The sequence below is a fragment of the Novosphingobium sp. BL-A-41-Hi4A-0G genome (genome assembly GCF_055521735.1).
Genome location: NZ_CM145501.1, coordinates 1,062,106 through 1,087,039, shown reverse-complemented (window position 1 = coordinate 1,087,039; position 24,934 = coordinate 1,062,106). Strand labels below are relative to the sequence as shown.

At 64.6% G+C, this 24,934-nt stretch carries 25 protein-coding genes and 1 tRNA gene; 14 read left to right on the top strand and 12 right to left on the bottom strand.

Features of this window, described 5'->3' with window-relative positions; genetic code table 11:
- Positions 1-41 precede the first annotated feature (41 nt).
- Positions 42-2,354 (top strand): patatin-like protein, encoded by a 2,313-nt coding sequence (locus ACZ1JX_RS05325; protein ID WP_465125725.1) that lies wholly within the window; start codon positions 42-44, stop codon positions 2,352-2,354.
- Between the two features lie 96 nt (positions 2,355-2,450).
- Here the strand turns inward: ACZ1JX_RS05325 and dnaJ are convergent, their stop codons facing one another.
- Positions 2,451-3,578: a molecular chaperone DnaJ gene (gene dnaJ / locus ACZ1JX_RS05320; RefSeq protein ID WP_465125724.1), complete on the bottom strand. Its 1,128-nt coding sequence runs from the start codon at positions 3,576-3,578 to the stop codon at positions 2,451-2,453.
- Between the two features lie 70 nt (positions 3,579-3,648).
- Positions 3,649-5,556 (bottom strand): molecular chaperone DnaK, encoded by a 1,908-nt coding sequence (gene dnaK / locus ACZ1JX_RS05315; protein WP_465125723.1) that lies wholly within the window; start codon positions 5,554-5,556, stop codon positions 3,649-3,651.
- 168 nt (positions 5,557-5,724) lie between these two features.
- On the opposite strand from dnaK, the gene ACZ1JX_RS05310 reads away from it, so the two are divergent.
- Positions 5,725-6,291 carry a copper chaperone PCu(A)C gene (locus ACZ1JX_RS05310; RefSeq protein WP_465125722.1) on the top strand — a complete coding sequence of 189 codons (567 nt, stop codon included), beginning with the start codon at positions 5,725-5,727 and terminating at the stop codon, positions 6,289-6,291.
- Complete coding sequence (locus ACZ1JX_RS05305) at positions 6,288-6,782, top strand: vgr related protein (RefSeq protein ID WP_465125721.1); 495 nt, start codon at positions 6,288-6,290, stop codon at positions 6,780-6,782. The genes ACZ1JX_RS05310 and ACZ1JX_RS05305 overlap by 4 nt, the downstream gene beginning before the upstream one ends.
- On the opposite strand, the gene ACZ1JX_RS05300 is transcribed toward ACZ1JX_RS05305, so the two are convergent.
- Positions 6,783-7,043, bottom strand: coding sequence for a YMGG-like glycine zipper-containing protein (locus tag ACZ1JX_RS05300; RefSeq protein WP_465125720.1), 261 nt, complete (start codon positions 7,041-7,043; stop codon positions 6,783-6,785).
- 167 nt (positions 7,044-7,210) lie between these two features.
- Here ACZ1JX_RS05300 and ACZ1JX_RS05295 point away from each other — a divergent pair, with 167 nt between their 5' ends.
- Positions 7,211-7,888: a cysteine hydrolase family protein gene (locus ACZ1JX_RS05295; RefSeq protein WP_465125719.1), complete on the top strand. Its 678-nt coding sequence runs from the start codon at positions 7,211-7,213 to the stop codon at positions 7,886-7,888.
- A gap of 241 nt (positions 7,889-8,129) precedes the next feature.
- Here ACZ1JX_RS05295 and grpE read toward each other — a convergent pair whose 3' ends face one another.
- Positions 8,130-8,705, bottom strand: coding sequence for a nucleotide exchange factor GrpE (gene grpE, locus ACZ1JX_RS05290; RefSeq protein WP_465125718.1), 576 nt, complete (start codon positions 8,703-8,705; stop codon positions 8,130-8,132).
- Complete coding sequence (gene hrcA / locus ACZ1JX_RS05285; RefSeq protein WP_465126361.1) at positions 8,702-9,766, bottom strand: heat-inducible transcriptional repressor HrcA; 1,065 nt, start codon at positions 9,764-9,766, stop codon at positions 8,702-8,704. Before hrcA ends, grpE begins: the two co-directional genes overlap by 4 nt.
- A gap of 78 nt (positions 9,767-9,844) precedes the next feature.
- Between hrcA and rph the strand changes: the two genes are divergently transcribed.
- The 4 genes from rph (at position 9,845) to ACZ1JX_RS05265 (ending at position 13,422) form a co-directional block, all read left to right on the top strand.
- Positions 9,845-10,561, top strand: coding sequence for a ribonuclease PH (gene rph, locus ACZ1JX_RS05280; RefSeq protein ID WP_144907197.1), 717 nt, complete (start codon positions 9,845-9,847; stop codon positions 10,559-10,561).
- Between the two features lie 141 nt (positions 10,562-10,702).
- On the top strand, positions 10,703-11,371 hold the full coding sequence (gene rdgB, locus ACZ1JX_RS05275; RefSeq protein WP_465125717.1) for an RdgB/HAM1 family non-canonical purine NTP pyrophosphatase: 669 nt from the start codon (positions 10,703-10,705) through the stop codon (positions 11,369-11,371).
- Positions 11,372-11,380: 9 nt separating this feature from the next.
- Positions 11,381-12,532 (top strand): radical SAM family heme chaperone HemW, encoded by a 1,152-nt coding sequence (gene hemW / locus ACZ1JX_RS05270; protein ID WP_465125716.1) that lies wholly within the window; start codon positions 11,381-11,383, stop codon positions 12,530-12,532.
- Entirely contained in the window at positions 12,529-13,422 is an 894-nt protein-coding gene (locus ACZ1JX_RS05265) for a tyrosine recombinase XerC (RefSeq protein ID WP_465125715.1), read from the top strand. Before hemW ends, ACZ1JX_RS05265 begins: the two co-directional genes overlap by 4 nt.
- Positions 13,423-13,585: 163 nt before the next feature.
- Here ACZ1JX_RS05265 and ACZ1JX_RS05260 read toward each other — a convergent pair whose 3' ends face one another.
- From ACZ1JX_RS05260 to ACZ1JX_RS05245, 4 genes are all read right to left on the bottom strand, one after another.
- The gene (locus ACZ1JX_RS05260; RefSeq protein WP_465125714.1) at positions 13,586-14,320 is read right to left on the bottom strand and encodes a hypothetical protein; all 735 of its coding nucleotides are present in this window, start codon (positions 14,318-14,320) and stop codon (positions 13,586-13,588) included.
- A gap of 104 nt (positions 14,321-14,424) precedes the next feature.
- Positions 14,425-15,750, bottom strand: a complete 1,326-nt coding sequence (locus ACZ1JX_RS05255) for a sensor histidine kinase (RefSeq protein WP_465126360.1) — start codon at positions 15,748-15,750, stop codon at positions 14,425-14,427.
- 75 nt (positions 15,751-15,825) lie between these two features.
- Positions 15,826-16,503, bottom strand: a complete 678-nt coding sequence (locus ACZ1JX_RS05250) for a response regulator transcription factor (RefSeq protein ID WP_196274488.1) — start codon at positions 16,501-16,503, stop codon at positions 15,826-15,828.
- A gap of 111 nt (positions 16,504-16,614) precedes the next feature.
- Positions 16,615-16,911 (bottom strand): PepSY domain-containing protein, encoded by a 297-nt coding sequence (locus tag ACZ1JX_RS05245; protein WP_465125713.1) that lies wholly within the window; start codon positions 16,909-16,911, stop codon positions 16,615-16,617.
- Between the two features lie 111 nt (positions 16,912-17,022).
- On the opposite strand from ACZ1JX_RS05245, the gene ACZ1JX_RS05240 reads away from it, so the two are divergent.
- From ACZ1JX_RS05240 to ACZ1JX_RS05230, 3 genes are all read left to right on the top strand, one after another.
- The gene (locus tag ACZ1JX_RS05240) at positions 17,023-18,816 is read left to right on the top strand and encodes an ABC-F family ATP-binding cassette domain-containing protein (RefSeq protein ID WP_465125712.1); all 1,794 of its coding nucleotides are present in this window, start codon (positions 17,023-17,025) and stop codon (positions 18,814-18,816) included.
- Between the two features lie 97 nt (positions 18,817-18,913).
- Positions 18,914-19,486 carry a helix-turn-helix domain-containing protein gene (locus tag ACZ1JX_RS05235; RefSeq protein WP_465125711.1) on the top strand — a complete coding sequence of 191 codons (573 nt, stop codon included), beginning with the start codon at positions 18,914-18,916 and terminating at the stop codon, positions 19,484-19,486.
- 1 nt (position 19,487) lies between these two features.
- Positions 19,488-20,675 (top strand): glycosyltransferase, encoded by a 1,188-nt coding sequence (locus tag ACZ1JX_RS05230; protein WP_465125710.1) that lies wholly within the window; start codon positions 19,488-19,490, stop codon positions 20,673-20,675.
- A 39-nt stretch (positions 20,676-20,714) separates the two neighbouring features.
- Here the strand turns inward: ACZ1JX_RS05230 and secF are convergent, their stop codons facing one another.
- Genes secF through yajC form a run of 3 tightly spaced genes read right to left on the bottom strand, consistent with a single transcriptional unit; the run spans position 20,715 to position 23,687 of the window.
- On the bottom strand, positions 20,715-21,692 hold the full coding sequence (secF, locus tag ACZ1JX_RS05225) for a protein translocase subunit SecF (protein WP_465125709.1): 978 nt from the start codon (positions 21,690-21,692) through the stop codon (positions 20,715-20,717).
- 15 nt (positions 21,693-21,707) lie between these two features.
- Positions 21,708-23,315, bottom strand: a complete 1,608-nt coding sequence (gene secD, locus ACZ1JX_RS05220) for a protein translocase subunit SecD (RefSeq protein WP_465125708.1) — start codon at positions 23,313-23,315, stop codon at positions 21,708-21,710.
- Between the two features lie 42 nt (positions 23,316-23,357).
- A complete protein-coding gene (yajC, locus tag ACZ1JX_RS05215; RefSeq protein WP_144907185.1) occupies positions 23,358-23,687 on the bottom strand; it encodes a preprotein translocase subunit YajC in 330 nt (109 codons plus the stop codon).
- A 215-nt stretch (positions 23,688-23,902) separates the two neighbouring features.
- Between yajC and ACZ1JX_RS05210 the strand changes: the two genes are divergently transcribed.
- The 3 genes from ACZ1JX_RS05210 (at position 23,903) to ACZ1JX_RS05200 (ending at position 24,933) form a co-directional block, all read left to right on the top strand.
- Positions 23,903-23,979, top strand: a tRNA-Pro gene (locus ACZ1JX_RS05210).
- Positions 23,980-24,096: 117 nt separating this feature from the next.
- On the top strand, positions 24,097-24,510 hold the full coding sequence (locus ACZ1JX_RS05205; RefSeq protein WP_465125707.1) for a holin family protein: 414 nt from the start codon (positions 24,097-24,099) through the stop codon (positions 24,508-24,510).
- Positions 24,511-24,564: 54 nt separating this feature from the next.
- The gene (locus ACZ1JX_RS05200; protein WP_465125706.1) at positions 24,565-24,933 is read left to right on the top strand and encodes a hypothetical protein; all 369 of its coding nucleotides are present in this window, start codon (positions 24,565-24,567) and stop codon (positions 24,931-24,933) included.
- The last annotated feature ends 1 nt before the right edge of the window (position 24,934 follow it).

Below are 24,934 nucleotides of genomic sequence, written 5' to 3'. Positions count from 1 at the left end.
TCCAACTGGCGAGCGACCCGCTTCGGTGCCATTGTGCAACCATGCGGCAGAAAGAACTGCGACTTGCCCTTGTCTGCTATGGCGGCATCAGCCTTGCCGTCTACATGCACGGCGTAACCAAGGAACTGTGGCGGGCAACGCGCGCCAGCCGTGCGTTCCATTGCCCTGATGGTCCGGTCTCCGAAGGTGTGGAGGCCGTCTATCTCCGCCTGTTCGAGGAAATTGCCCTCACCCGCGACCTGCGCTTGCGCCTTCTGCCGGACATCATCTCCGGTGCCAGCGCCGGGGGCATCAACGGGGTGTTTCTCTCGCAGGCGATCGCCACCGGACAAAGCCTTGAGCCGCTAACAGCGATGTGGCTGGAACGGGCTGACATCGACGTCCTGCTCGATCCCGATGCCAAGCCGTGGAGCCGCTTTGCCAAGTTCTGGGCGCAGCCGCTGGTTTGGTTCGTGCTCAAGCGCCCCGGCAACGTGGTGAGCAGCACAGTCGCGCCGGAAACCCGATCGGAAGTGCGCCGCAAGGTCTCGCGCCTGATCCGGGCGCGCTGGTTCGCACCACCCTTCAGCGGCATCGGCTTCTCGCGGATGATCGCCGATGCGCTGGATGCCATGGCCAGGACACCGATGGGCGATCCACTCCTGCCCGAAGGCCACCCCATCGACCTGCTGGTCACCGCAACCGACTTCAACGGCCACCTTGAGGAACTGCGGCTGAACAGTCCCGAGACTGTGGTGGAGAGCGAACACCGCCTGTCCATCGGCTTTCGCCGTGCCACCAGCCGCAACGGCGACCGCAGTCTTGCCCCCAGCCCCGAACTGGTCCTCGCTGCCCGGTCGACCGCCAGCTTCCCCGGCGCCTTCCCCCCGCTGCTGATCGACGAGATCGACAGTCTCGTGGCGGAGCGCGGCCAGAAGTGGCCCGGTCGCGCACAGTTCCTCCAGCGCATCATGCCAAGCCACTGGAAGCGTGGCGATGTCGATTCCGTTGCCTTGGTCGATGGCGCGGTTCTGGTGAACCGCCCCTTCGCGCAGGCGATCAGCGTGCTGCGCGACCGGCCTGCACGCCGCGAGGTGGACCGCCGCTTCGTCTATGTCGATCCAAGCCCTGATCACATGCGCATTGCGCCCAAGGGCGGGCGCACCATCGGCTTCTTCTCCGCGATCTTCGGCTCGCTATCGTCGATCCCGCGCGAGCAACCGATCCGCGACAACCTCGAATCGCTTGAACGCCAGTCGCGCCAGCGTCAGCGCCTGCGCACCATCGTCGAAGCGCTGCGGCCCGAGATAGAGCAGACCGTCGAGGCCCTGTTTGGCCACACCCTGTTCTTCGACCGGCCCAACCAACGCCGCCTGACCGCGTGGCGCAACAAGGCGCAACAGGCGGCGGCTGAACGCGCGGGCTTTGCCTTTCATGGCTATGCCCAGACCAAGCTCGCCGGGATCGTCGCCGATCTGGCCGCCCTGATCCACGAGGCCGCGCCAGAAGCCGCGACGGCAGCCAAAGTCGAAGCCTCGCTGTGGGAGCACCTGACCGCCGTGGGCCTCGACCGCCTGTCGGCCCTGCGCGGCGGCGGGGCAACCGACGCTGCCATCATCTTCTTCCGCACCCACGATCTGGCCTTCCGCATCCGCCGCCTCAAGCTTCTCGCCCGTCGCCTGACTCACGATTGGGAAGCGGGCGAAAGCGTCAGCATTGCCGACCGTGAAGCCGCGCGCGATGCGGTCTATCGCGCGCAGGCACTCTATCAGGGTCGCGAAACCGTCGAAGGTCTTGGCCCCGGTTTTGCCGAGACAGCCGCGCTTGCCACCATCGATCCCGCCGCCGTGCTCAGCGCCATTTCCACGCGGCGCGATCTGGTAGGGCTCGACCTGCAGGTCGATTCCATGCTCGTCGCCGCGCTCGAGAGCATGGACAAGCTGCTGCGCCGCCGCTTCCTCCACGCCTATCTCGGCTTCCCGTTCTACGACATCGCCACTCTGCCACTGCTGCAGGGCGAAGGCATGGGCGAGTTCGATCCGGTCAAGGTCGACCGCATCTCGCCGGACGACGCCACCTCGATCCGCAAGGGCGGCACATTCGCCTGCCTGCGCGGAGTGGAATTCTTCAACTTCGGCGCCTTCTTCAGCCGCGCCTACCGCGAGAACGACTACCTGTGGGGCCGCCTCCACGGCGCCGAGCGCATGATCGACCTGATCTGTTCGACGGTCGAGGAGCCGCTCTCGCCAAACGTCATCGCAGCGTTCAAGCGCGATGCATTTCTGGCCATACTGGAGGAGGAACAAGGGCGGCTGGTTGCCGAGCCGGGCCTGGTCGACCGTGTGCGCGCGGAGGTTGTGGCGGCGTTCGAATAACACAGCATGCGCCCCCGCGCAGGCGGGGGCCCCGGTGTTGTTACAGAACGTCAGCTTAAACCGCCCGAGGCCCCCGCCTTCGCGGGGACTCAGCAATCAGATCCCCGTCCACGCATCCTTGATGCGCTCGAAGAAGCCCTTCGACTGCGGGCATTCCTCACCCGTCTCGGTCGCCTGAAACTCGCGCAGGATTTCCTTCTGGCGCGCAGAGAGCTTGGTCGGTGTCTCGACGTGGATTTCCACCACCAGATCGCCAATCCCGCGCCCCTGCAGCACTGGCATACCCGCGCCGCGCTTGCGCAACTGCTTGCCAGACTGGATGCCAGCCGGAATCTCGATGGCGTGAACCTTGCCGTCCAGCCCCGGAATTTCGATTTCGCCGCCCAGCGCTGCCGTCGTAAAGCTGATCGGGCAGCGCGTCAGCAGCGTGGTGCCTTCGCGCTCGAACACCTTGTGGCGCTGGATGTGCAGGAACAGGTAAAGGTCGCCCGGAGGCGCACCGAACGGCCCCGCCTCGCCCTTGCCCGCAAGCCTGATCCGGGTGCCGGTATCGACACCTGCCGGAATATTCACTTGCAGCCGCTGCTCGGCATCGACGCGGCCTTCGCCACGGCAGGCCTTGCATGGGCTCTCGATCACTTCGCCCCGACCGTGACAGTTCGGGCAAGCCCGCTCCACCATGAAGAAGCCCTGCTGCGCCCGCACCTTGCCGTGCCCGCCACACAGGTTGCAGCGCCGCGCCGAAGTCCCCGGCGTCGCGCCCGATCCACTGCAAGGCTCGCACTTCTGCGAAACCTCAACCGCGATCTCGGTTTCCTTGCCGTGGAACGCGTCCTCGAGGCTGATCTCGAGGTCATAGCGCAAGTCCGCGCCACGCCGCGCCTGTTGACGCCCGCCGCCGCCGAACGCACCGCCGAAGATCGTCTCGAAGATATCGCCGATATCGCCGAAATCCCCGCCGCCAAAGCCGCCGCCGGGATTGCCGCCGCCGCCCTGCTGGAACGCGGCGTGGCCATAACGGTCATAGGCCGCCCGCTTCTGCGGGTCGGAGAGGCAGGCATAGGCCTCGTTGATCTGCTTGAACTTGGCCTCGCTCTCGGCACAGCCCGGATTCTTGTCCGGATGGAACTTCATGGCGAGTTTGCGGTATGCAGACTTGAGGACCTTCTCGTCCGCAGTCCGCTTCACTTCGAGCAGTTCGTAGAAATCGATTTCCGCCGACATTGCGCTTCCCTAACGCGAAGACCCGCCGCCAGCGCAGGGACGCGAGCGGCGGGCCGGTTTCATCGCAACATCACTTGTTGTCGTCGACTTCCGAGAACTCGGCGTCGACCACATCGTCATCGGCCTTCGGGGCTTCGGCACCCGGAGAAGCCGCAGCAGCCTGCTCCTTCTCGTAGATCGCCTGCCCCATCTTCATGGCCTTTTCGGTCAGCGCCTGGGTCTTGGCGGTCATCTCGTCCGCGTTGCCGCTTTCGACAGCCGTCTTGGCTTCGGCGATGGCGGCTTCGATCTCGGCCTTCAGCGAAGCGTCGATCTTGTCGCCGTTCTCTTCAAGCTGGCGCTCGGTCGCGTGGATGAGGCTATCGGCGTTGTTCTTGGCTTCCGCCTCGGCACGACGCTTCTTGTCCTCTTCGGCGAACTTCTCGGCATCGCGGACCATCTGGTCGATGTCCGCATCCGACAGACCACCAGACGCCTGGATGCGGATCTGCTGCTCCTTGCCGGTGCCCTTGTCCTTCGCGCTCACGTTCACGATGCCGTTGGCGTCGATGTCGAACGTCACCTCGATCTGCGGCACGCCGCGCCGTGCGGGCGGAATGCCGACGAGGTCGAACTGGCCGAGGAGCTTGTTGTCCTGCGCCATCTCGCGCTCGCCCTGGAAGACCCGGATCGTCACCGCCTGCTGGTTGTCCTCGGCAGTCGAATAGACCTGGCTCTTCTTGGTCGGGATCGTGGTGTTGCGGTCGATCATCTTGGTCATGATGCCGCCCAGCGTCTCGATGCCCAGCGAAAGCGGGGTCACGTCGAGCAGCAGCACGTCCTTGACGTCGCCCTGCAGCACGCCAGCCTGAATCGCCGCGCCCATCGCCACGACTTCGTCCGGGTTCACGCCGGTGTGCGGGTCCTTGCCGAAGAAGTCCTTCACCACTTCGCGGACCTTGGGCATGCGGGTCATGCCACCGACGAGGACGACCTCGTCGATGTCCTTGGCAGTAACGCCAGCATCAGCCAGAGCCTTCTTGCAAGGATCAAGCGTGCGCTGGATCAAGCCGGCAACCAGCTTTTCCAGATCGGCGCGCGTGATCGTCTCCACCAGATGGAGCGGGGTGGTCGAGCCACCTTCCATGCGGGCGGTGATGAACGGCAGGTTGATCTCGGTCGTCTGGGCAGACGACAGCTCGATCTTGGCCTTTTCCGCGGCTTCCTTCAGGCGCTGCAGGGCAAGCTTGTCGCCGCGCAGATCCATGTTTTCCTTGGCCTTGAACTTGTCGGCCAGGTACTCGACCACGACCGTGTCGAAGTCTTCACCACCCAAGAACGTGTCGCCGTTGGTCGATTTCACCTCGAACACGCCGTCGCCGATTTCCAGCACCGAGATGTCGAACGTGCCGCCGCCAAGGTCATAGACCGCGATCGTCTTGCCGTCCTGCTTGTCGAGGCCATAGGCGAGCGCCGCAGCAGTCGGCTCGTTGATGATGCGCAGCACTTCAAGGCCCGCGATCTGCCCGGCGTCCTTGGTCGCCTGGCGCTGCGCGTCGTTGAAGTAGGCCGGAACTGTGATCACCGCCTGCGTGACGGTCTCGCCGAGATAGGCCTCGGCGGTTTCCTTCATCTTCTGCAGGGTGAAGGCCGAGATCTGCGACGGGCTGTAGTCCTGGCCACCGGCCTTGACCCAGGCATCGCCATTCTTGCCCTTGGTGATTGTGTAGGGGACGAGTTCCGTGTCCTTCTGGGTCAGCGGATCGTCAAAGCGGCGGCCGATCAGGCGCTTCACCGCGAAAATCGTGTTGTCCGGGTTGGTGACAGCCTGGCGCTTGGCCGGCTGGCCGATCAGGCGCTCACCATCCTTGGTGAAAGCGACGATCGACGGCGTGGTGCGCGCACCTTCCGAGTTTTCAATGACCTTGGGCGTACCCCCGTCCATCACTGCAACGCAGCTGTTGGTCGTGCCAAGGTCGATACCGATAACTTTAGCCATGAGTTCCCCAGTTCCTTCCATTCAAGACACCGCGAGGATTGAAGGTCCCCCTGCCGGGCAGACCGCCATGTGCGGCTCGATTGAGGGCGATATAGGTAGGGTTCTTCTTGGCACAAGGCCTGCGCGCGCTTACCTCGGACGACATATCGGCATCTGGAGTCGCCACCCATGCGCAAGCTTGCAATCATTGGACTTTCCGCCATCGCCCTCTCGCTCGCCGCATGCGGGCAAAAGTCCGAAGATCCCGGCGCAGCGGCCAGCCAGAGCGCGCAGGCAGGCCCCGAGAACGCCCCCGGCGTGATGGTGACCGATGCCATGGTGCGCCTGCCCGCCGTTCCCGGAACCCCGGGCGCTGCCTATTTCACCGTCTCGCAAGGCAGCGGCGCACCGCGCAAGATCGCCTCGGTCTATGTCGAAGGCGCCGAACGCGCCGAAATGCACGAAACCACGACCGCCAACGGCATCTCGAAGATGCAGCAGGTCAAGGACGTGCCGATCGAGGCAGGCAAAAGCGTCCAGTTCAAGCCCGGCGGCCTCCATGTCATGCTGTTCGATGTGGGTGACACGCTCAAGGCTGGCAGCACCACCGAACTGACCATCACGCTCGACAATGGTGACAAGGTCAGCGTTCCCGCCCGGATCGAAACCATTGGCGGCGCAAGCGGCGGTGATGCCGTGGAAGACATGGACCATTCCGGCCACGACATGTCGGGCCACGACATGAGCAAGATGTGAGATCAACCGGCGCTCCCTGCCCGCCCGGCGGGGAGCGCGCTCTGACTCGCGGCGAATGTGCGCTCGTCGCCGAAGTTTTCGGCCAAGCCGTCAACCCCGCGCCCGTCCGCATCCGCCGTCGTCGCTGGTTTCCGTTTCAGCCGACCGGAACGGTGATGGCCCCCATGGGCCACATCCACTTCGCCCCTCCCAGCCCGCACTATTGCGATGATTTCGCGCACGCATCGCTGCCCGCGCAGGGCCTTTTCATTCACGAGATGGTCCACGTCTGGCAAACCCAGACGCGCGGCAAATGGTGGCTCCCCCTGATGCGCCATCCGTTCTGCCGATATAGCTACACCTACGATCCAGGCCGCCCGTTCGAACAATACGGCATCGAACAACAGGCAGAACTAGTCCGCCACATGTTCATGGCCAGACGGGGCGCACCGTCCCCGGCTGCCCCGTCCTTGCAAGCGCTCGAAGCGCTGGTGCCGTTTACTACTGCCTGATCAGCAGCGCACTTCATACTCCCGACCGTAACGGTCCACCTGGTAGCATCGGTTATCGCGCTTCCTGATCTGTGAACCACCGGCTGCACCGACAGCCCCGCCGATGGCAGCACCCGTGGCAATATCGCCGCCCGTTGCCGCGCCGATGCCCGCGCCAACCGCGGCACCAACCGCCGCACCCTCGCCTGCATAGTTGCGGGCGCAGCCGCCCAGCGTGACGGCAGAGCCCATGATAAGCGATGCAATGATGATCTTGCGCATAGTCTGTCTCCGTTTCCCGGAGACGACGAGCAGGCCGCAGCCCGGTTCCGGCCCGTGCGACGAACCGAGGCTGCCAAGGGTTTCTCCTGCCGAAACCACGACATCTGGCCCGGGACAGATGCTCCGCTTCAAGGCAATATCCTGTCCTTGCCGACAGGACCCAGCCAATGCCCCACGCCGTCGACCACCACGCCATCCTCGCTCGCTTCGCCGCCTCGCGCGGCGGTGATGGCAATATCTTCCGCGACATCGACCCAAGACGGCTCGCCCATATCGTCGTCGACATGCAGAACGGCTTCATGGAGGAAGGCGCGCCGGTCGAAGTGCCCATGGCGCGCAGCATCGTCGACAACATCAACCGCATCAGCGCCGTAGTCCGCGACATCGGCGGACACAACGTCTTCCTGCGCTACACCACTCCGCCCGAAGGCGGCCCGAGCTGGTCAAACTTCATGGTGCGCATGGGCGGCACCGCGCAAGACCACCGAAACGCCTTCACCCCCGGCCACCACCTCTGGCAACTATGGCCGACGCTGGACGTTCAGGACGCCGACACCGTGATCGACAAGCACCGCTTCAGCGGCTTCACCCCCGGCACCTGCTCGCTGCACGAAGCCTTGAAAGCGCGCAACATCGACACGGTGCTGATCACCGGCACCCTGACCAACTGCTGCTGCGAAAGCACCGCCCGCGACGCGATGCAGCACAACTACCGCGTACTGATGGTGAACGACGCCAACGCCGCGCTATCGGACGAAGAGCACGCGGCAACGCTGCACAACATGGCATTCGTCTTTGCCGATCTCTATTCAACGGATGAGATTGTGGGGTTGCTGAGGCGGTAGGATCGCAGCGCTGGCGAATGGGCCCCGGCCTACGCCGGGGCGACCAAATTTATTGGCAACTCTAATCCCGATCTATTGGCAACTCTAATCCCGTCACCCCGGCGAAGGCCGGGGCCCATAACCTCTCGAACACAAACCTGCACCCCCGCGCAGGCGAGGGCCTCGGTGCTGTTACGGAATGGCAGCGTAAACCGACTGAGGTCCCCGTCTGCACGGGGACACACCATGGCTCTACGTCATATCAATCCTGCTTCTTGGCCACCGCTACCATGGCAGGCCGCAGCAGGCGATCCTTGATCATGTAGCCTGCCTGCAGTTCCGAAATCACCGTGCCCGGCTCGGCATCGGCCGAGGGCATCTCGATCATCGCCTGGTGCTGGTGCGGGTCGAGCGGCAGGCCCATCGCCGCGATGCGGGTGATGCCGTGGCTGCCAAACACCTTCTCGATCTCGCGGCCCGTGGCTTCCAGCCCGGCAACGAGGTTCTTGAACTTGTCGTCCTCGCGCAGATCAGCCGGAATCGTCTCGAGCGCGCGGGCAAGGTTGTCGGCCACCGAAAGGATATCGCGGGCAAAGCCGGTTGCGGCATAGGCGCGGGCGTCGGCAATGTCCTTTTCCATGCGGCGGCGCACGTTCTGCGTCTCGGCCTTGGCGTAGAGCACGTCCTGCTTGGCCGCCTCCAGTTCCTCGCGCAGCTTGTTCAATTCATCGTCTCCTGCCGAATTCTGGGGCGAAGACTGGTCGATCATGTCCTCGGGCACGCCCTTCAGTTCCGCCTCAACCTCTGCATCCGTGGGGCGCGTGTCGTTATCGCTCATTTTCTCGAAAACCCGTCTTGTCCGATGAATCTGCCCAGCGTCTGGGCGGTGAAATCAACCATGGGGACGACGCGCGCATAATTCAACCGCGTCGGCCCGATCACGCCCACCACGCCGACCACCCGTCCCTCGCTGTCGCGCCATGGCGAAGCGATCACCGAGGAGCCGGAAAGCGAGAAAAGGCGGTTCTCGCTGCCGATGAAAATCCGCGTCGCCTGCGCCTCGCGCGCGGCATCAAGAACGCGGGCAATCGCCTCGGCGCTCTCCAGTTCTTCCAGCAATTGCCGCACGCGCTCGATGTCGCTCAGCGCCGCTTCGTCGAGCAGATTGGCCTGCCCGCGCACCACCATCACCGGCCGCGCCGCAGCATCCTGCGTCCACACCACCAGCCCGCGTTGGACCAGATCGGTGCTGGCAGCATCGAGCGCCGAGCGCCCGCCCGCGATTTCCGCCCGCACCACGCCGGATGCCTCGCCCAGAGTGCGCCCCTGCAACCGGCTCGTCAGGTAATTTCCCGCCTGCTCGAGCACGTTGGGGCCGACGGGTTCGGGCAGATCGATCACCCGGTTCTCGATCCCGCCATCCTCGCTGACCAGCACTGCCAGAGCGCGGACGGGAGAAAGCGGCACGAACGAAATCTGCACCAGTCGCGGCTCGCGCTTTGGCACCATGACCACCGCCGCGCCCGCCGAAAGCTCCGACAGTGCCGAACTCGCCGCCGCCAGCGCATTCTCGATGGTCCCGCCATGCGCCAGCCCCCGCTCGATCTGCGCGCGTTCGGCTACGGTGGGCTCGGCCACCTGCATGATCCCGTCAACAAAGAGCCTGAGGCCCACCTCGGTCGGCATCCGCCCCGCGCTGGTATGCGGTGCCGCCAGCAGCCCTGCATCCTGCAGTTCCTGCAACACCGAGCGGATCGACGCAGGCGAAAGGTTCACGCCCCCCGATCCGGCAAGCGCCTTCGACCCCATCGGCTGCCCGCTCGCAATGTAACCCTCCACCACAAGACGAAAAATCTCGCGAGCGCGGTCGGTCAGATCGGTAAGCGTGGGTCCTGTCATCATCACCATTCTATTTACTGCTCTTGCAGGCTCAAGACCAATGCGCCAGAGGCCATGCAAACTTGCGAGGGAAATTCCATGAGACCTTCCGGCCGTGCGCCCGATGAAATGCGCCCAATCGTCATCGAAACCGCCTTTACCAAGCATGCCGAAGGTTCGGTCCTGATCTGCTTTGGCGATACCAAGGTACTCGTCACCGCCTCGGTGGAAGAGCGCGTGCCTCCGTTCCTGCGCGGCAAGGGCGAAGGCTGGGTCACGGCGGAATACTCGATGCTCCCCCGCGCCACCCACACGCGCGGCAGCCGCGAGGCGGCCAAGGGCAAGCAGTCGGGCCGCACCCAGGAAATCCAGCGCCTGATCGGCCGCTCCCTGCGCGCCGTTACCGATCTCAAGAAGCTGGGCGAGCGCCAGATCACCTTGGACTGCGACGTGATCCAGGCCGACGGCGGCACCCGCACTGCCTCGATCTCGGGCGCATGGGTCGCCCTGCGCCTCGCCGTGCAGAAGCTGCTCGACAGCGGCGCGATCAAGGAAGACCCGCTGACCGAGAAGGTCGCCGCGATTTCCTGCGGCATCGTCAATGGTCAACCGGTGCTCGACCTTGATTACATTGAAGATTCCTCGGCTGATGCCGATGCCAACTTCGTCCTGATCGAAGGCGGCAAGATCGCCGAGGCCCAGGCCACCGCCGAAGGCGCGACCTACGACGAGGAAGGCCTCCTGCGCCTCCTCCGCCTCGCCCGCATCGGCTGCAACGAGATCTTCGCGGCGCAGGAAAAGGCGGTTCGCGGTTAAGTTCAGGCGGGACCTATCATAGCGTCACCCCGGCGAAGGCCGGGGTCCACTACCCCTCGGAGCATCCGGGCGACGAAATGGATCCCGGCCTTCGCCGGGATGACGACAATTAGGACGATGCTTTTTCGCAAGGAAGTACACATGCCCCGTCTCGGTTCCGGCAAGCTGGTCATCGCCACGCACAACGCCGGAAAGCTCAAGGAAATTCAGGCTCTTCTCGCCCCCTATGAGATCGAGTGCCTGTCCGCCGGCGCGCTCGGCCTGCCGGAGCCTGCCGAGACGGGGACAACCTTCATCGAGAACGTGCTGATCAAGGCGCGGGCGGCAGCGGAAGCTTCACAGATTCCGGCGCTGGCCGACGATTCGGGCCTGTGCGTCGATGCCCTCGGCGGCGCGCCGGGGGTCTATACGGCGGACTGGGCCGAAGCCGACGTGTTCGAGGGCGGCCCCGGTCGCGACTGGTACATGGCGATGGGCAAGGTTGAGGGAAAGCTCGCCGGAGTTGCCGCAGAGTTCGCGAGAGTTGCGGTAGAGTCCGGGGAGAGTTGCCAAGAGTTGGAAAGAGGCTGCCACTTCGCCTGCGTGCTCGCCATCGCCTGGCCTGACGGCTCCCATGCGGTCTACGAAGGCCGCGCCCACGGCACTTTGACGTGGCCCCCGCGCGGAACAATGGGCTTCGGCTATGACCCGGTGTTCGTGCCAGTGGGCGATACGCGCACTTTCGCCGAACTCGACCCGGCCGAAAAGCACGCCATCAGCCACCGCGCCGATGCCTTCGCCAAGCTGGTAGCGGACCAGTTTTCCGCCTAAGGCTGGCGCATGGCGCTAGCCCTCTACATCCACTGGCCATTCTGCCTCGCAAAGTGCCCCTATTGCGACTTCAACAGCCATGTGCGCGAACGGACTGACGTGGCTGCGTGGGAAGCCGCGCTGCTGGCAGACATGCGCCATGAAGCGCGGTTGACGTCCGGCAGGCCGCTGTCCTCGATCTTCTTTGGTGGTGGCACCCCCTCGCTAATGCCGCCTGCGCTGGTCGAAAGACTGTTGCGCGAGGCCGAGGCGCTGTGGGGCTTTGCGCCGGGGATCGAGATCACGCTTGAGGCGAACCCGAGCTCGGTCGAGGCCGCAAATTTCGCAGCGCTCGCCAGTTCCGGGATCAACCGCGTCTCGCTCGGCCTGCAGGCGCTCGACGACAAGACATTGAAATTTCTTGGCCGACTGCATGACGTCAACGAAAGCCTTGCAGCGCTGGAGCTTGCACAGGCACATTTCGGCAGGATCAGCTTCGACCTGATCTATGCCCGCCCCGATCAGTCACCCGAACAGTGGGAAGCCGAACTCAAGCGCGCTTTAGGTTTCGGAACCGGACATCTGTCGCTCTACCAACTGACCATCGAGCCAGGCACTCGCTTCGCCACGCTGGTCCGCGAAGGCAAATTGACGCCGCTTGACGACGACCAGTCGGCCGATCTGTTCAGCCTGACCCGGGAACTGACCGCCGCTGCTGGCCTGCCCGCCTACGAAACAAGCAACCACGCCCGCCCCGGCGAGGAAAGCCGCCATAACCTGACGTATTGGCGCTACCACGATTACGTCGGCATCGGTCCCGGTGCGCATGGGCGGAGGCTGGGTGCGGCGACGGTTCGGCACAAGAAGCCCGAGAATTTCCTGCGCGCGGTGGATGAACAGCACCACGGCATCGCCGAGGAACGCGCGCTCGTCCACGCAGATCAGGCGATGGAAGCCGTGCTGATGGGCCTGCGCCTGACCGAAGGCATCGAGCCAGCCAAGCTCGCCGCACGCTTCGGCTTCGCAGCAGACGATCTGATCGATCCGGCAAAGCGCGACTTATACCTGCGCCTGGGCCATCTCGTGCAAGAGGGCGCCCGTCTGCGCGTGACCGAGGAGGGCGCGCCGCTGCTTGAGGCGCTGCTCGCCGAATTGGTGCCCGACGCATTGGTCAGCGCGTGACGACGGCGGATATCCTGGAGGCGTGGAACAGCCATCTCGCCCTTGGACGCCGCCGTTCACCACACACCGTCCGCGCCTATGCCGCAACGGTAGCGCGCCTGCTGCACGCCCTGCCGGAGGAGCAAAACTGGTCCTCGTTGGCCCGGATCGATGCGGCAACCCTGCGCACCCATCTGGCCGAACGCCGCGCCGATGGGCTGGGCAATGTCTCGGCAGCGCGCGAACTCTCGGCGCTCAAGACGTTCATCGCCTTCGCCCGCGAGCAGGCTGGCGAGGCTGACACCAGCCGCCCCCGTCTGCGCGGGCCCCGCGTCAAGAAAGGCCTGCCGCGCCCGGTAACGCCGGACGAAGCGGTCAATCTCGCCGAGATGGTGGCCGACGACGCCAGCGTGCCATGGATCGCCGCGCGCGACCGGGCGGTGCTGCTGCTGCTCTACGGTGCCGGGATGCGCATTGCCGAGGCGCTGGCGCTACCTGCCTCGGCCCTGCCGCTGGGCGAAAGCGTCGTCATCACCGGCAAGGGCGGACGCCAGCGCGTGGTTCCGCTGCTGCCGATCGTGCGCGAGGGCGTCGCCGAGTATGCCCGGCTTTGCCCTTGGCCGCTTGCCCGGAACGAGCCGCTGTTTCGCGGGGCGAAGGGTGGCCCCTTGGCCCAAGGCATGGTCCAGCGCGCCGTAGCCCGCGCGCGCGTCGCGCTGGGCCTGCCCGCCACGGCAACACCCCATGCGCTGCGGCATTCCTTCGCCACGCACCTGCTGAGCGCGGGCGCGGACTTGCGTTCCTTGCAGGAACTGCTCGGCCACGCGAGCCTGTCCTCAACGCAGATCTACACCCGCGTGGACGCGGCGACGTTGCTGGATGTCTATCGCAATGCGCATCCGAGGGCGTGATCGGGGCAAGGGTTGGTGGCGACAGTAAGGTTATGGGCCCCGGCCTTCGCCGGGGTGACGGAAGAAGAAGTGTGTAGGACGGTTACCCCAAACCCGTCATCCCGGTGAAAGCCGGGATCCATAACCTCGCCACACCAAGCTCGGCTGGCCGATCAAGCCGGCCCTACTTTCGCACCGCCTTGTCGTCCTTGAGCTTCTTCTCGGTCCATTCGATGAAGTCCTTGGCGAAGGCATCACGCAGTTCGGCCTTGGCCGGTTCGACCATGTCCGGGGTCTTTGGCGGGAAGACTTCCAGCGGGTTCTTGACCGCACCGATGGAAATGATCGGTTTGCCGCCCTTGCTGAAATCGCGGAACTGCGTGCCGACGAGCAGGTTGCTGCCGTACATCATTGCCTTGAAGTAAAACACGCTGACGAGAAGGAACTCGGCGTAGCAGGGGTTGGTCGATGAGGTGATGCGCTTGCCTGCCTTCAAATCGGCGTTGAGTGCCTTGATCTTGGCCTTGAGCACTGGGTCGGCCTTGACCGCCTCGTTCGAAGGCGTCGGCGGCTCGATGATGACCTTCCAGTCCGGCACGCCAAGACGCGTGCGGTAGTTGATCTTTTCAAGCTCGGCCAACTGGACTTCAGGGCCGAGGTAGTCCTTCATCAGGTCCTTGACCGTGGCGACCCTGCCCTTGTGCGCTTCCTGATCGGCAACGGCGCCAACAATGCCGAACCCTGAAAGCAGCCCGCTGTTGAAGCCGATGTAGTTTTCGGTCGGAAAGACGTGCAATTCGCAAGTCGATTTCGCCGTGGCCGCAGGTGCCGGAGGCGGCGCGGCCTGCTCCTGCGCCATCGCCTGCCCCGTCTGACCGAGGCACAGTGCCGCGAACCCGATAACCAATCCTGCCTTCATACGTCCCCACCCATGTTGGCAGCCACGCTTGCAACGTGGCCATCTGTTCCCGCGTCTGGATCGGAGATTCCAGAACCATTGGCAAGGCCGATGCTGGAATATGGTTACTTGGCGGTCACGGACCGCGGCAGGCGCAGGACTGACAGCAGGCCGCCGAGGTCCTCGCTTTCCTTCAACTCCACATTGCCGCCATAGATTTCAGCGACATCACGGACGATGGCGAGACCGAGGCCGGTGCCGGGCTTGCCGGTATCGAGCCGCGCCCCGCGATCGAAAATGCGGGTGCGGGCTTCTTCTGGAATGCCCATGCCGTCATCCTCGACCCAGATCTCGCAGAACTTCGGGTCGGCTGGCACCGCATCGATGGTGATGAACACCGAGCCGCCGCCATACTTCGCCGCGTTCTCGATCAGGTTGCCGAGGATTTCGTCGAGGTCCTGCCGCTCGATCGACACTTCAGCAGTGCGATTGCCGTCCATGTCGAAGCGGACTTGCGGGTAGAGCCGGACCACCGCGCGCTCCACTGCTTCGGCGCTTTCCCAGACCTGCGCGCGCGACATGCCGACGGCGCGGCGGCCGACGGCGCGGGCGCGGGCCAAGTGGTGGTCGACCTGTCGGCGCATCACTGCAGCTTCGCGGATCACCGTATCGGCAAGGTCGTCGGCTTTGGCGGTTGCGGCGTTCATCACCACGGTCAGCGGGGTCTTGAGCGCATGGGCAAGGTTGCCGGCATGGGTGCGCGCTTCTTCGGCCTGCCGCTCGGAATGTTCGAGCAGGGCATTGAGTTCGACCACCAGCGGCCGCACTTCCAGCGGCAGCGGATCGGTCACTCGGCTCGCCCCACCTTCCCGCATGCGCGCAATGGCAAGCCGCACGCGGCGCAAGGGCCCGAGGCCGTAGTATGTCTGCAGGCCCGCCATGGTGAACAACCCAAGCCCGAGCGCGAGGAACGACCACAACAGGATCGAGCGGATACGGCGAATCTGCGCGTCGATCTCGCCACGGCTGGCGGCGACCTGGAATTCCCACAGCGTATTGCTGCCGGGCAGGATGACCGAGCGCTTGATGATGCGCAGGCGCTCGCCATCGAACTGGTCGCTGTCGTCGATCTTGGGATCGACGTAGTTGTTGTCGAGGCTGGTGCGCAGAGAGCGATCCCACAGCGAGCGCGAGGGGAAATCCTCGTGGCCCTGCCCGGAAATCTGCCAGTAAAGCCCGCTGTTGGGTTCGAGGAAGCGCTGGTCGCCCAAGGGGCGGTTGAAAAACACCTCGCCGTCAGGTCCGATCTCGGCCGAGGCGACCATCGCGGTCAGCATGTAGCCGAGCTGTTCGTCGAAATTGCGAGTGACCAGCCCGGTCAGCGTCTGGTCGAGTGCGAGGCCCCCGCCGAGCAGCAATACGGTAATCCAACCAGCAGCGATGAGCAGCATGCGCCGCGCCAGCGAGCCGGTGTGCGGCGCTGGCTGCGGCGGCTGTGCTGGTTCGGGCCGTTGAGTGGCCACGCTTTACCCGCGACCGGGGCCGGCCGGATCGTCGAGGCTGTAGCCAAGGCCGCGGATCGTGGTGATCACGTCCGGCCCGAGCTTCTTGCGGATGCGCGTGACAAAAACTTCGATGGTGTTCGAATCGCGGTCGAAATCCTGATCGTAGATATGCTCGATAAGTTCGGTGCGGCTGACGACCTTGCCCTTGTGGTGGAGCAGGTAGGACAGGAGCTTGTATTCCTGTGCGGTCAGCTTGACCGGCTCGCCATTGAGCGTGACACGACCCGAACGCGTATCGAGGCGAACGTCGCCTGCGGTCAGTTCAGACGAGGAATTGCCCGAAGCACGGCGGATCAGCGCGCGCAGGCGGGCGATCAGTTCCTCGGTCTGGAAAGGCTTGGCGAGGTAATCATCGGCACCGGCATCGAGGCCTGCGACCTTGTCGGACCAGCTGTCACGCGCGGTGAGGACCAGCACGGGGAACTTGCGGCCTTCCTTGCGCCACATGCCGAGCACGGTGAGTCCGTCGATCTCTGGCAGGCCGAGGTCGAGAATGACCGCGTCATATTCCTCGGTCGAGCCCATGAAGTGCCCGTCCTCGCCATCAACCGAAAGATCGACGGCGTAACCGTTCTGTTCGAGCGTGTTCTTGAGCTGCTTGCCGAGCGTGGGTTCGTCCTCGACGATCAGAATGCGCATCACTTGCCCCTTGCTGCGCGCGTTGGCGCCATAACCTGAACGGCTAGATGGGGCGCGAAACCTGAACGGTCAAGGAATTGGCCAGAAAGCCTGTGTTCACCGATTTTCTGGTTAGCGGCTCTCGCCCAGAACCTGCCCGGTGCGCGCATCCACATCGACGAACGATACGCGGCCGTCGCGGATGAACTTGAGCCGATAGACCATGGCCGAGGGATCGTACTCCGGGCCGAGGTACTGCATTCCCGGCTTCGTCGGCAGGACGCGGCGTTCGATATCGCGGAGCGAGCGCACATTGCCGGCGCGCAGATCACGGCGAGCCTCGTTCTGCTCGTCCGGGCGCTGTTGCGCGTGGGACGAGACAGGCAGGACAGCCAGCGAAGCGGCGAGGAGGGCAATTGCACGGTTCATGATGTCCGCATGCATAAGACCCGCGCATTGAACAAGCCGTGAATGCGAAGCGACGTTATCGTTCAGTGTCCGGCGTTGCACGCGGGCAACGGTGCGGCTAAGCGGCTCGGCATGGCGGCACCGATACTCAGCTGGGAAGGCCTTGGCCTGATCCAGGGCAATGGCTGGCTCTTTCAGGACCTCGACATCCACATCCAGCAGCGCGACCGGCTCGCGCTGATCGGGCGCAATGGCGCTGGAAAGACGACGTTGCTCAAGCTGCTGGGTGGGCAAGTCGATGCGGACAAGGGCACGCGCTCGATCCAGCCCGGCACCAAGATCGTGACGCTGGAGCAGGACCCGTTCTTCACCGGCTACGATACGCTGATGGACTTCGCGCTTTCGGGCAAGGACGCCCCGCCCCGGCACGAGGTCGAAGCCATCGCCGGACAGCTCGGCATCGATCTTTCGCGCAAGGCCGACAGCGCCAGCGGAGGCGAGCGTCGCCGCGCCGCGCTGGCGCGTGCGCTGGCGAGCGAACCCGATCTGCTGCTGCTCGACGAGCCGACCAACCACCTCGACCTTGCAGCGATCGACTGGCTGGAAGACTGGCTGCAGCGCTATCGTGGCGCGTTCGTGGTGATCAGCCATGACCGTACATTCCTTGAGCGCCTGACCAGGGCGACGCTGTGGCTCGACCGGGGCAGCCTGCGCCGCAAGGACATCGGATTTGGCGGGTACGAGGCGTGGATGGAGCAGGTCTATGCCGAGGAAGCGCGCGCGGCGGACAAACTCGACGCAAAACTGAAGATCGAGGCGCACTGGCTGGAGCGCGGCGTTACGGCAAGGCGCAAGCGCAACCAGGGGCGGCTTGAGAAGCTGTGGGAAATGCGGGCGCAGCGCGCGGCCATGCTCAGCCCGCAGGGGACGGCCAAGCTCGCCATCGCCAGCGACGATGCCAAGAGCAAGGCGGTGATCGTTGCCGACCACGTCAACAAGTCGTTCGGTGAACGGCCGATCGTCAAGGACTTCACCCTGCGCATCACGCGCAAGGATCGCATCGGCGTGGTGGGATCGAACGGCGCGGGCAAGACCACGCTGCTCAAGCTGCTGACGGGCGAACTGGAGCCGGACAGCGGGACGATCACACTGGCCAAGACGCTGCAGGGGGTGATGATCGACCAGCAGCGCAGCCTGATGGCGCCGGACAAGCGGGTGCGCGACGTGCTGGCCGATGGCAGCGACTGGATCGACGTGCGTGGCGTGCGCAAGCACATCCAGGGCTATCTCAAGGACTTCCTGTTTGATCCGGGCCTGGTCGAGGCGCGCGTCGGCACGCTTTCGGGCGGTGAGCGTTCGCGCCTGCTACTGGCGCGCGAGTTCGCGCGGTTTTCCAACCTGCTGGTGCTCGACGAGCCGACCAACGACCTTGATCTGGAAACGCTCGACCTGCTGCAGGAAGTGATCTCGGACTACGACGGCACCGTGCTGATCGTCAGCCACGACCGCGACTTCCTCGATCGCACCGTCACGATCACGCTGGGCATGGACGGGTCTGGCCGGGTCGATATCGTCGCGGGTGGCTATGCCGACTGGGAAAAGATGCGCAAAGCCCGCGTTGCGGGCAAGCCGGTGGCAAAGGGGGGCGAAAAGGGCGAAGCCCCGGCGCCTCCGCCGCCGCCACTCCCGGCGAAGAAGGGCAAGCTCTCCTACAAGGACCAGCGCGACTACGAGATTCTGCCCAAGCGGATCGAGGAACTCGACGCCGCCATCGCGCGCGGTGAGGCACAGCTGGCCGATCCGGACCTCTACGCCAAGGACCCGAAGAAATTCGATTCGCTGATGGCCGCCCTCGAAAAGGTCCGTGCGGAAAAGGACGCGGCAGAGGAGCGCTGGCTGGAACTGGCGGAGATGGTTGAAGGATAGCCTTTGCGGCCACGTAAAGCCCTTGCCACGGCGCGAACTTTGCAGGTAAGCAAAAATCACCGTTGCGGTTAAGCACGGAGCTTGCTCAGGTCGCATCATGATCAACCGAATTCGCGATATCCGCCGCCAGAAGGGCATGACGCTCGCCGACGTTGCCGCGCGTTGCGAGCCACCGACCACGGCGCAGACCATCGGCCGCCTTGAAACCGGTACGCGTAGCCTGTCGCTGACGTGGATGAACCGCATCGGCGCAGCGCTCGGGGTCGAGCCGCAATTGCTGGTCAAGGCCGATGAAGAGAGCCCTGCCCGCCTCGTTGCGCGACTTGGGGCGCAAGGGGCGGAGGCACTGGCCAAGCCAATGGATGCGATACTGCCCGTGGCGCTCGATGGGTCCGCGCGGCTTATGGCCATGGCGGTCGATGCCAGTGCGGGCGAATACCGGGCGGGCGATCAGGTCTGGCTCCGTCAGATCGACCCGGACGATTTTGCCCGCGCCTTCAACCGCGACGTTCTCTCGCCCCGCCCCGGTGGCCGCTTTACCTTCGGTCGGCTGATCGACCAGCGCGACGGCCGCGTCGCCCTGCTCCCGCCCGGCCCCGGTCAGCGACAGGTGGTGATCGACCGGCCGGCGTGGCTCGGGCTTGCCGAGATGCTCGTGCGCAAGCTTTGACGTGAGGCGGCTGCTCTCGATCTCGACACTCTATCCTGCCACAGGCCGTCCCGGTTTCGGCCGTTTCGTCGGTAGACAGATGCAGGCGCTTGCGGCGCGCGGTGACTGGGAGGTTACCGTGGTCAACCCCGTCGGCCTGCCGCCCGTCCCGATGAGGCGCTACGCTGCACTCAGGGCAATCCCCGAAGTCGAGCAGCAGGGCGGTGTCACGGTGCACCATCCCCGCTTCCTGCTGGTGCCGGGGCTTTCGGGGCCGATCAACCCAATGCTGATCGCCCACGGCATCCTCCCTCTGGCAAAGCGTCTCCATGCCGAACGACCGTTCGACATGGTCGACGCGCAGTTCTTCTATCCTGACGGGCCTGCCGCGGCAAAAGTGGCGCGCTCTCTCAATCTGCCACTGGCGATCAAGGGCCGTGGTTCGGACATCCACCTCTGGGGCATGCGCGCCCTGCCCCGGCGGCAGATGCTGGAGGCGGCGCGGCAATCGTCGGTACTCCTCTCGGTTTCCTGTGCCCTGGCGCGTGACATGGTCGATCTCGGCATGCCCGAGGACCGCATCCGGGTGCACTACACCGGGCTCGATCGCGCGCGTTTCCACCCAATGGCGCGGACGGAGGCTCGCCAGAGGGTGGCCGGACAGCATGCGCTGGGTATCTGGCCTGACGGACGACTGCTGCTCTGCGTGGGCGCACTTTTGCCGATCAAGGGACAGGCGCTCGCGATCCGGGCTCTCCTGTTGCTGCCGGAAGACGTGAGGCTGGCCATTGTCGGCACCGGAGAGCACGAGCCGGTCCTGCGGGCGCTGGTCACGGAACTCGATCTTGATTCCCGGGTGCTGTTCCTCGGCGCAGTGGAGCACGACGTCCTGCCCGATCTGCTCTCAGCCGCCGATGCAATGGTCCTGCCTTCCGAACGCGAAGGCCTTGCTAACGCATGGATCGAAGCGCTCGCCTGCGGCACCCCGGTGGTCATCCCGGACGTAGGCGGTGCGCGCGAAGTGGTGCTCGACGACAGCGCCGGTCGCATCGTCGACCGCACACCCGAGGCGATTGCACAAGGCGTTGCCGAAGTGCTCGCCGACCCGCCGAGCCAGGCCGCAGTAGCGGCCAATGCCGAGCGCTTCAGCTGGGACGCCAATGCTGCGTCGCTTGCGGCCTTCTACGACGAAGCGGCGGCAGAGCGCTGAGCTCCACCGCCGCTTCGGGCATTGCAGGTTTGAGAACGATCAGGCGCCGTCGCGCGCAAGCCGCTCCTGCTTTTCGAGCGCCGTTTCGGTCGGCACGAAGCTGTTGGGATTGACCTTCAGCCAGATCAGGATCGGCGCGGCCATGTAGATCGAGCTGTAGGTGCCGACGAAGATGCCCAGCGTGATCGCGGCGGTGAAGCCGAAAATCACATCAGGGCCGAGCAGCAGCAGCGCGACCAGCGTGATCAGCATCGAGAGCGAGGTCACGATGGTACGCGCCAGCGTCTCGTTCACCGAAAGATCGAGCAATTCGGGCATCGGCATCTTGCGGAACTTCTTCATGTTCTCGCGGATGCGGTCATAGACGACGATGGTATCGTTCAAGGAATAGCCGATCAGCGTCAGCAGCGCGGCGACGATGTTGAGATCGAACTCCATCCCCGTCAGCGCGAACAGCCCGAGCGTCAGCGTCACGTCGTGGACCAGCGCGAAGAGCGCGCCTACTCCGAACTGCCATTCGAAGCGTAGCCAGATGTAGGCCGCCACCGCCAGCGAGGCCAGGCCGAGCGCCTTGAACGCGTCCCAGCCCAGCTCCTTCGACACCTTGCCCGAGACCGAATCGACGCCGTCGATGCGCGCGTCGGCGTGGTTCTTCTTGATGTCGGCCGTGATCGTGCGCGCCATCTTGTCGGCCAGCGCGGCTTCATGGTCTGCGCCTTCGGGCAGCTTCATGCGGATCGAGATTTCGTTCGGCTTGCCGTAGCGCTGAATGATCGGCTCGCCATAGCCCAGCTTGCCGACTTCCTCGCGCAGCGTGGAGACAGGCGCTTCGGCGCTGCGTTCGAACGTCACGCGGATCATCTGGCCGCCGATGAAATCGACGCCGAGGTTGAGGCCCTTGGTCAGCACCAGACCCCAAGATGCCGCCATCAGCACAAGGCTGATGATGTAGAACGGCAGGCGCCACTTGAGGAAGTGGATGTTGGTGTGATCGGGGACGAGCTTGAGGAGTTTCATGTGTTCTTCCTCCTCTTACAGGGCGATTTCGGTGGGACGTGCACGGCGCAGCCACTGGACCACCCACATGCGGGTGAGCGTCACGGCGGTGAACACCGAGGTGGCGATGCCGATCATCAGAACGACGGCAAAGCCCTTTACCGGACCCGAGCCGAACGCGAACATCAGCACGGCGGCGATGACGTTGGTGATGTTGGCATCGAAGATCGCGCGGCTGGCTTCCTTGTAGCCGAGTTCGACCGCCTGTGTGACCTTGCGGCCGCGATGGCGTTCCTCGCGGATGCGTTCGTTGATCAGCACGTTGGCGTCGACCGCCGCGCCGATGGTCAGCACGAAGCCGGCGATGCCCGGCAGGGTCAGCGTGGTGCCAATGATGCCCATGATGCCAAGGATCATCAGCACGTTGATGATCACGGCGAGGTTCGCATAGACGCCGAAGCGACCATAGGTGACGAGGATGAAGATCGCGAGAGCGAAAGTGCCCACGCCCATCGCGATCATGCCCTTGCGGATCGAGTCCGCGCCAAGGTCAGGCCCGACGGTCCGCTCTTCCACGACCTTGAGGTCTACCGGCAGAGCGCCCGAACGCAGCGAGATAGCCAGCGCGTTGGCGCTTTCGGTGGTGAAGCGGCCCGATATGATTGCGCTGCCCCCCATGATCGGTTCATTGATGGTCGGCGCAGACAGCACCTTGCCATCAAGGATGATCGCGAACTGCTTGCCCACGTTCTGCGTGGTCAGCTTGGCGAACTTGGCGCCACCTTCGGTATTGAAGGTGATGTTGACGACCGGCTCGTTGGTCTGCTGGTTGTTGGTCTGCTGAGCGTTGGTCAGCTGATCGCCGCGAATGCCGCCGAGACGCTTGACCGCAATCGATGGCACGCCGCCACCTTCGGCAGGGCTTGTGAACGGCACGATCTCGCTGCCCGGAGGCGCGATGCCGCGCGCCACGTCAGATGGTAGCGCCGAGGTATCGACCAGCTTGAATTCGAGCTTCGCGGTCTGGCCCAGCAGATTCTTCAGCGCCTGCGGATCTTGCAGGCCCGGCACCTGAACGACGATACGCGTCGGTCCGGAACGGATGATGGTCGGCTCCTTGGTGCCAAGCGCGTCGATGCGCTTGCGCACCACTTCAACCGCAGTGTCCATCGCCTGGGTGACGGCCTGATTGACCCCGGCCTCGGTCGGCGCGAGGACGAAACGGTTGCCGTCGACGACGTTGATGTCCCAATCCCGCTGGCCGGTAAGCCCTGCCCCGTTGGTCAACGGCAGCACGGCCTCGCGCACCGCATCGACCTGCGAGGGATCGGCGACCACGAATGTCAGCGCGCCATCGCGGTTCGAGATGTCGCTGATGCGGATGTCCTTGCCATCCTGCTTCAGCTTGTTGCGGACCGATTCCTCCATCCCCTCGATGCGCTGCTGGCGCACCTGCGCAGGGTCTGCCTCAAGCAGGATGTGACTCCCACCGGCAAGGTCAAGCCCGAGGTTCACCTTGGGTTCGGGCAGTGCGGTCGGCCACGAAAGGCCCATGGTGGAGGTGAGCGAGGGAGTGGCGGCGGCCACGCAGATCAGCGTGATGAGCCAGAGCCAGATCACCTTCCAGCGCGGAAAATCGAGCATGGGCGGTCAGCTTTCAGGAAAAGAGAATTCAGTCGTTGGCCATCAGTCGTTTGCAGGCGCGGAACCTGCAGGTGGCACGATGTCGCCGATGGTCGCGCGCACGGCCTTCACCCGGACATTCGGCCCGAGTTCCAGTTCCGCATAATGATCGTCGAGCTTGATGACCTTGCCGATCAGGCCACCGGCCGTCACGACCATATCGCCCTTCTTCATCGCGGCGATCTTGGCCTTGTGCTCCTTCTGCTGGCGCATCTGCGGGCGCAGGATCAGGAACCAGAAGATGAAGCCCATCGCCACCAGCGGCAGGAAGCTCATCCAGGCAGGCGGTTGTCCGGCATTCGCGGCGGCGGCGGAAAGAGTGCTCAGCATCATGGGTCCGTTTCTGGGATCGCGACTATGGTTTTGCAACCGCACCGCCTGCAGACATCCTGCAAAACGCGGCCTCGGCTGCTGCAAGCGGCGCGGTTAGCAGTTTGCAATAGCCTAGGCAATCTGACGCGGCGTTACGCCACGCCTCGCATGCGGAACCTTTCGCCAATCAGACGCTTGCCATCGCAGAAAGTGCTGCCTATAGGCGCGCTTCCGGTCGGGACGTAGCGCAGCCTGGTAGCGCATCACACTGGGGGTGTGGGGGTCGGAGGTTCGAATCCTCTCGTCCCGACCAATTTTCCAAAAGGCCCGGCGCTCCAAGCGTTTCGGGCCTTTTTGCTGAAAACCGTTTTCCTACATCAGCCGACATGGTTACCTCATCGCGCGTCCAACTTCTCGAAAGGGCGACGCAATGGGTATTCTCGAAGCACTGATCTCCCCTGTTTCCGGCACCATCGACAAGGTGATCCCCGACAAGGACGCCCGCGACCGGGCAAAGCTCGAACTGCTCAAACTCGAAGGCACGCAGGAGCTCAAGCAGTTGCAGGCGTGCATTTCGGCAATCCTCGCCGAGGCCGGATCGGCCGACCGCTGGACCAGTCGCGCCCGGCCCGGCTTTCTCTATGTGATGTACGCGATGATCCTCTGGGCCCTGCCGATGGGCCTGATCGCGGCGTTCCGCCCGCAGGCTGCGCAAGACATCGCCGCCGGCATGAACGCCTATCTGGGCGGTTTGCCCGAGCCGCTCTATGCCCTCTTCGGCACCGGCTACCTTGGCTACACTGCCGCTCGCCAGTGGGGCAAGGTTCGCGGCAGCGACCGGTGATTGCCGGTCTTCTTGGTTAGTTTCTGGTAACTTCCGCCTGCTATTGAGACGGCCATGACAACAAGGTCGGCCCAATCCTCGCAGACACTGCCGCTCGCTGGCAGGCGGACTCTTCGTGCGGCCGTTCCCGCGCTCGTGGCGCTTGCGGCCCTGCTCGGCGGCTGCGGCAAAGCGGCCGACGAAAAGCTCGAGGCGCGCCTCGCCGCGCTCGAGGCAAAGGCCGAGGCCGCAGACAAGCGCTCACGCGAGGCGCTGAGCATGGCGGCGACCGGCAATCCGGCTCCTGCGCCAGACGCTGGCGGCGAGCCGATCTACGGCGAAGCTGCCGACAACGGTGGCGTCACCGACGATTCCCCGGACAGCGCGATCTACGACAACACCATCGAATCCCCGCCCGGCCCGGCCATCGCTCCGGGCGGCTGAC

What these genes read in the sequence shown, in the direction of transcription:
- hemW (WP_465125716.1), top strand. Translation starts at nt 11,381, where the DNA reads ATGGCGCTAGCCCTCTACATCCACTGGCCATTCTGCCTCGCAAAGTGC.
- grpE (WP_465125718.1), bottom strand. Translation starts at nt 8,705, where the DNA reads ATGAGCGATAACGACACGCGCCCCACGGATGCAGAGGTTGAGGCGGAA.
- ACZ1JX_RS05240 (WP_465125712.1), top strand. Translation starts at nt 17,023, where the DNA reads ATGGCGGCACCGATACTCAGCTGGGAAGGCCTTGGCCTGATCCAGGGC.
- ACZ1JX_RS05205 (WP_465125707.1), top strand. Translation starts at nt 24,097, where the DNA reads ATGGGTATTCTCGAAGCACTGATCTCCCCTGTTTCCGGCACCATCGAC.
- ACZ1JX_RS05235 (WP_465125711.1), top strand. Translation starts at nt 18,914, where the DNA reads ATGATCAACCGAATTCGCGATATCCGCCGCCAGAAGGGCATGACGCTC.
- hrcA (WP_465126361.1), bottom strand. Translation starts at nt 9,766, where the DNA reads ATGACAGGACCCACGCTTACCGATCTGACCGACCGCGCTCGCGAGATT.
- yajC (WP_144907185.1), bottom strand. Translation starts at nt 23,687, where the DNA reads ATGATGCTGAGCACTCTTTCCGCCGCCGCCGCGAATGCCGGACAACCG.
- rph (WP_144907197.1), top strand. Translation starts at nt 9,845, where the DNA reads ATGAGACCTTCCGGCCGTGCGCCCGATGAAATGCGCCCAATCGTCATC.
- secD (WP_465125708.1), bottom strand. Translation starts at nt 23,315, where the DNA reads ATGCTCGATTTTCCGCGCTGGAAGGTGATCTGGCTCTGGCTCATCACG.
- rdgB (WP_465125717.1), top strand. Translation starts at nt 10,703, where the DNA reads ATGCCCCGTCTCGGTTCCGGCAAGCTGGTCATCGCCACGCACAACGCC.
- secF (WP_465125709.1), bottom strand. Translation starts at nt 21,692, where the DNA reads ATGAAACTCCTCAAGCTCGTCCCCGATCACACCAACATCCACTTCCTC.
- dnaK (WP_465125723.1), bottom strand. Translation starts at nt 5,556, where the DNA reads ATGGCTAAAGTTATCGGTATCGACCTTGGCACGACCAACAGCTGCGTT.
- ACZ1JX_RS05295 (WP_465125719.1), top strand. Translation starts at nt 7,211, where the DNA reads ATGCCCCACGCCGTCGACCACCACGCCATCCTCGCTCGCTTCGCCGCC.
- ACZ1JX_RS05245 (WP_465125713.1), bottom strand. Translation starts at nt 16,911, where the DNA reads ATGAACCGTGCAATTGCCCTCCTCGCCGCTTCGCTGGCTGTCCTGCCT.
- ACZ1JX_RS05325 (WP_465125725.1), top strand. Translation starts at nt 42, where the DNA reads ATGCGGCAGAAAGAACTGCGACTTGCCCTTGTCTGCTATGGCGGCATC.
- ACZ1JX_RS05255 (WP_465126360.1), bottom strand. Translation starts at nt 15,750, where the DNA reads ATGCTGCTCATCGCTGCTGGTTGGATTACCGTATTGCTGCTCGGCGGG.
- ACZ1JX_RS05250 (WP_196274488.1), bottom strand. Translation starts at nt 16,503, where the DNA reads ATGCGCATTCTGATCGTCGAGGACGAACCCACGCTCGGCAAGCAGCTC.
- ACZ1JX_RS05260 (WP_465125714.1), bottom strand. Translation starts at nt 14,320, where the DNA reads ATGAAGGCAGGATTGGTTATCGGGTTCGCGGCACTGTGCCTCGGTCAG.
- ACZ1JX_RS05310 (WP_465125722.1), top strand. Translation starts at nt 5,725, where the DNA reads ATGCGCAAGCTTGCAATCATTGGACTTTCCGCCATCGCCCTCTCGCTC.
- dnaJ (WP_465125724.1), bottom strand. Translation starts at nt 3,578, where the DNA reads ATGTCGGCGGAAATCGATTTCTACGAACTGCTCGAAGTGAAGCGGACT.
- ACZ1JX_RS05300 (WP_465125720.1), bottom strand. Translation starts at nt 7,043, where the DNA reads ATGCGCAAGATCATCATTGCATCGCTTATCATGGGCTCTGCCGTCACG.
- ACZ1JX_RS05200 (WP_465125706.1), top strand. Translation starts at nt 24,565, where the DNA reads ATGACAACAAGGTCGGCCCAATCCTCGCAGACACTGCCGCTCGCTGGC.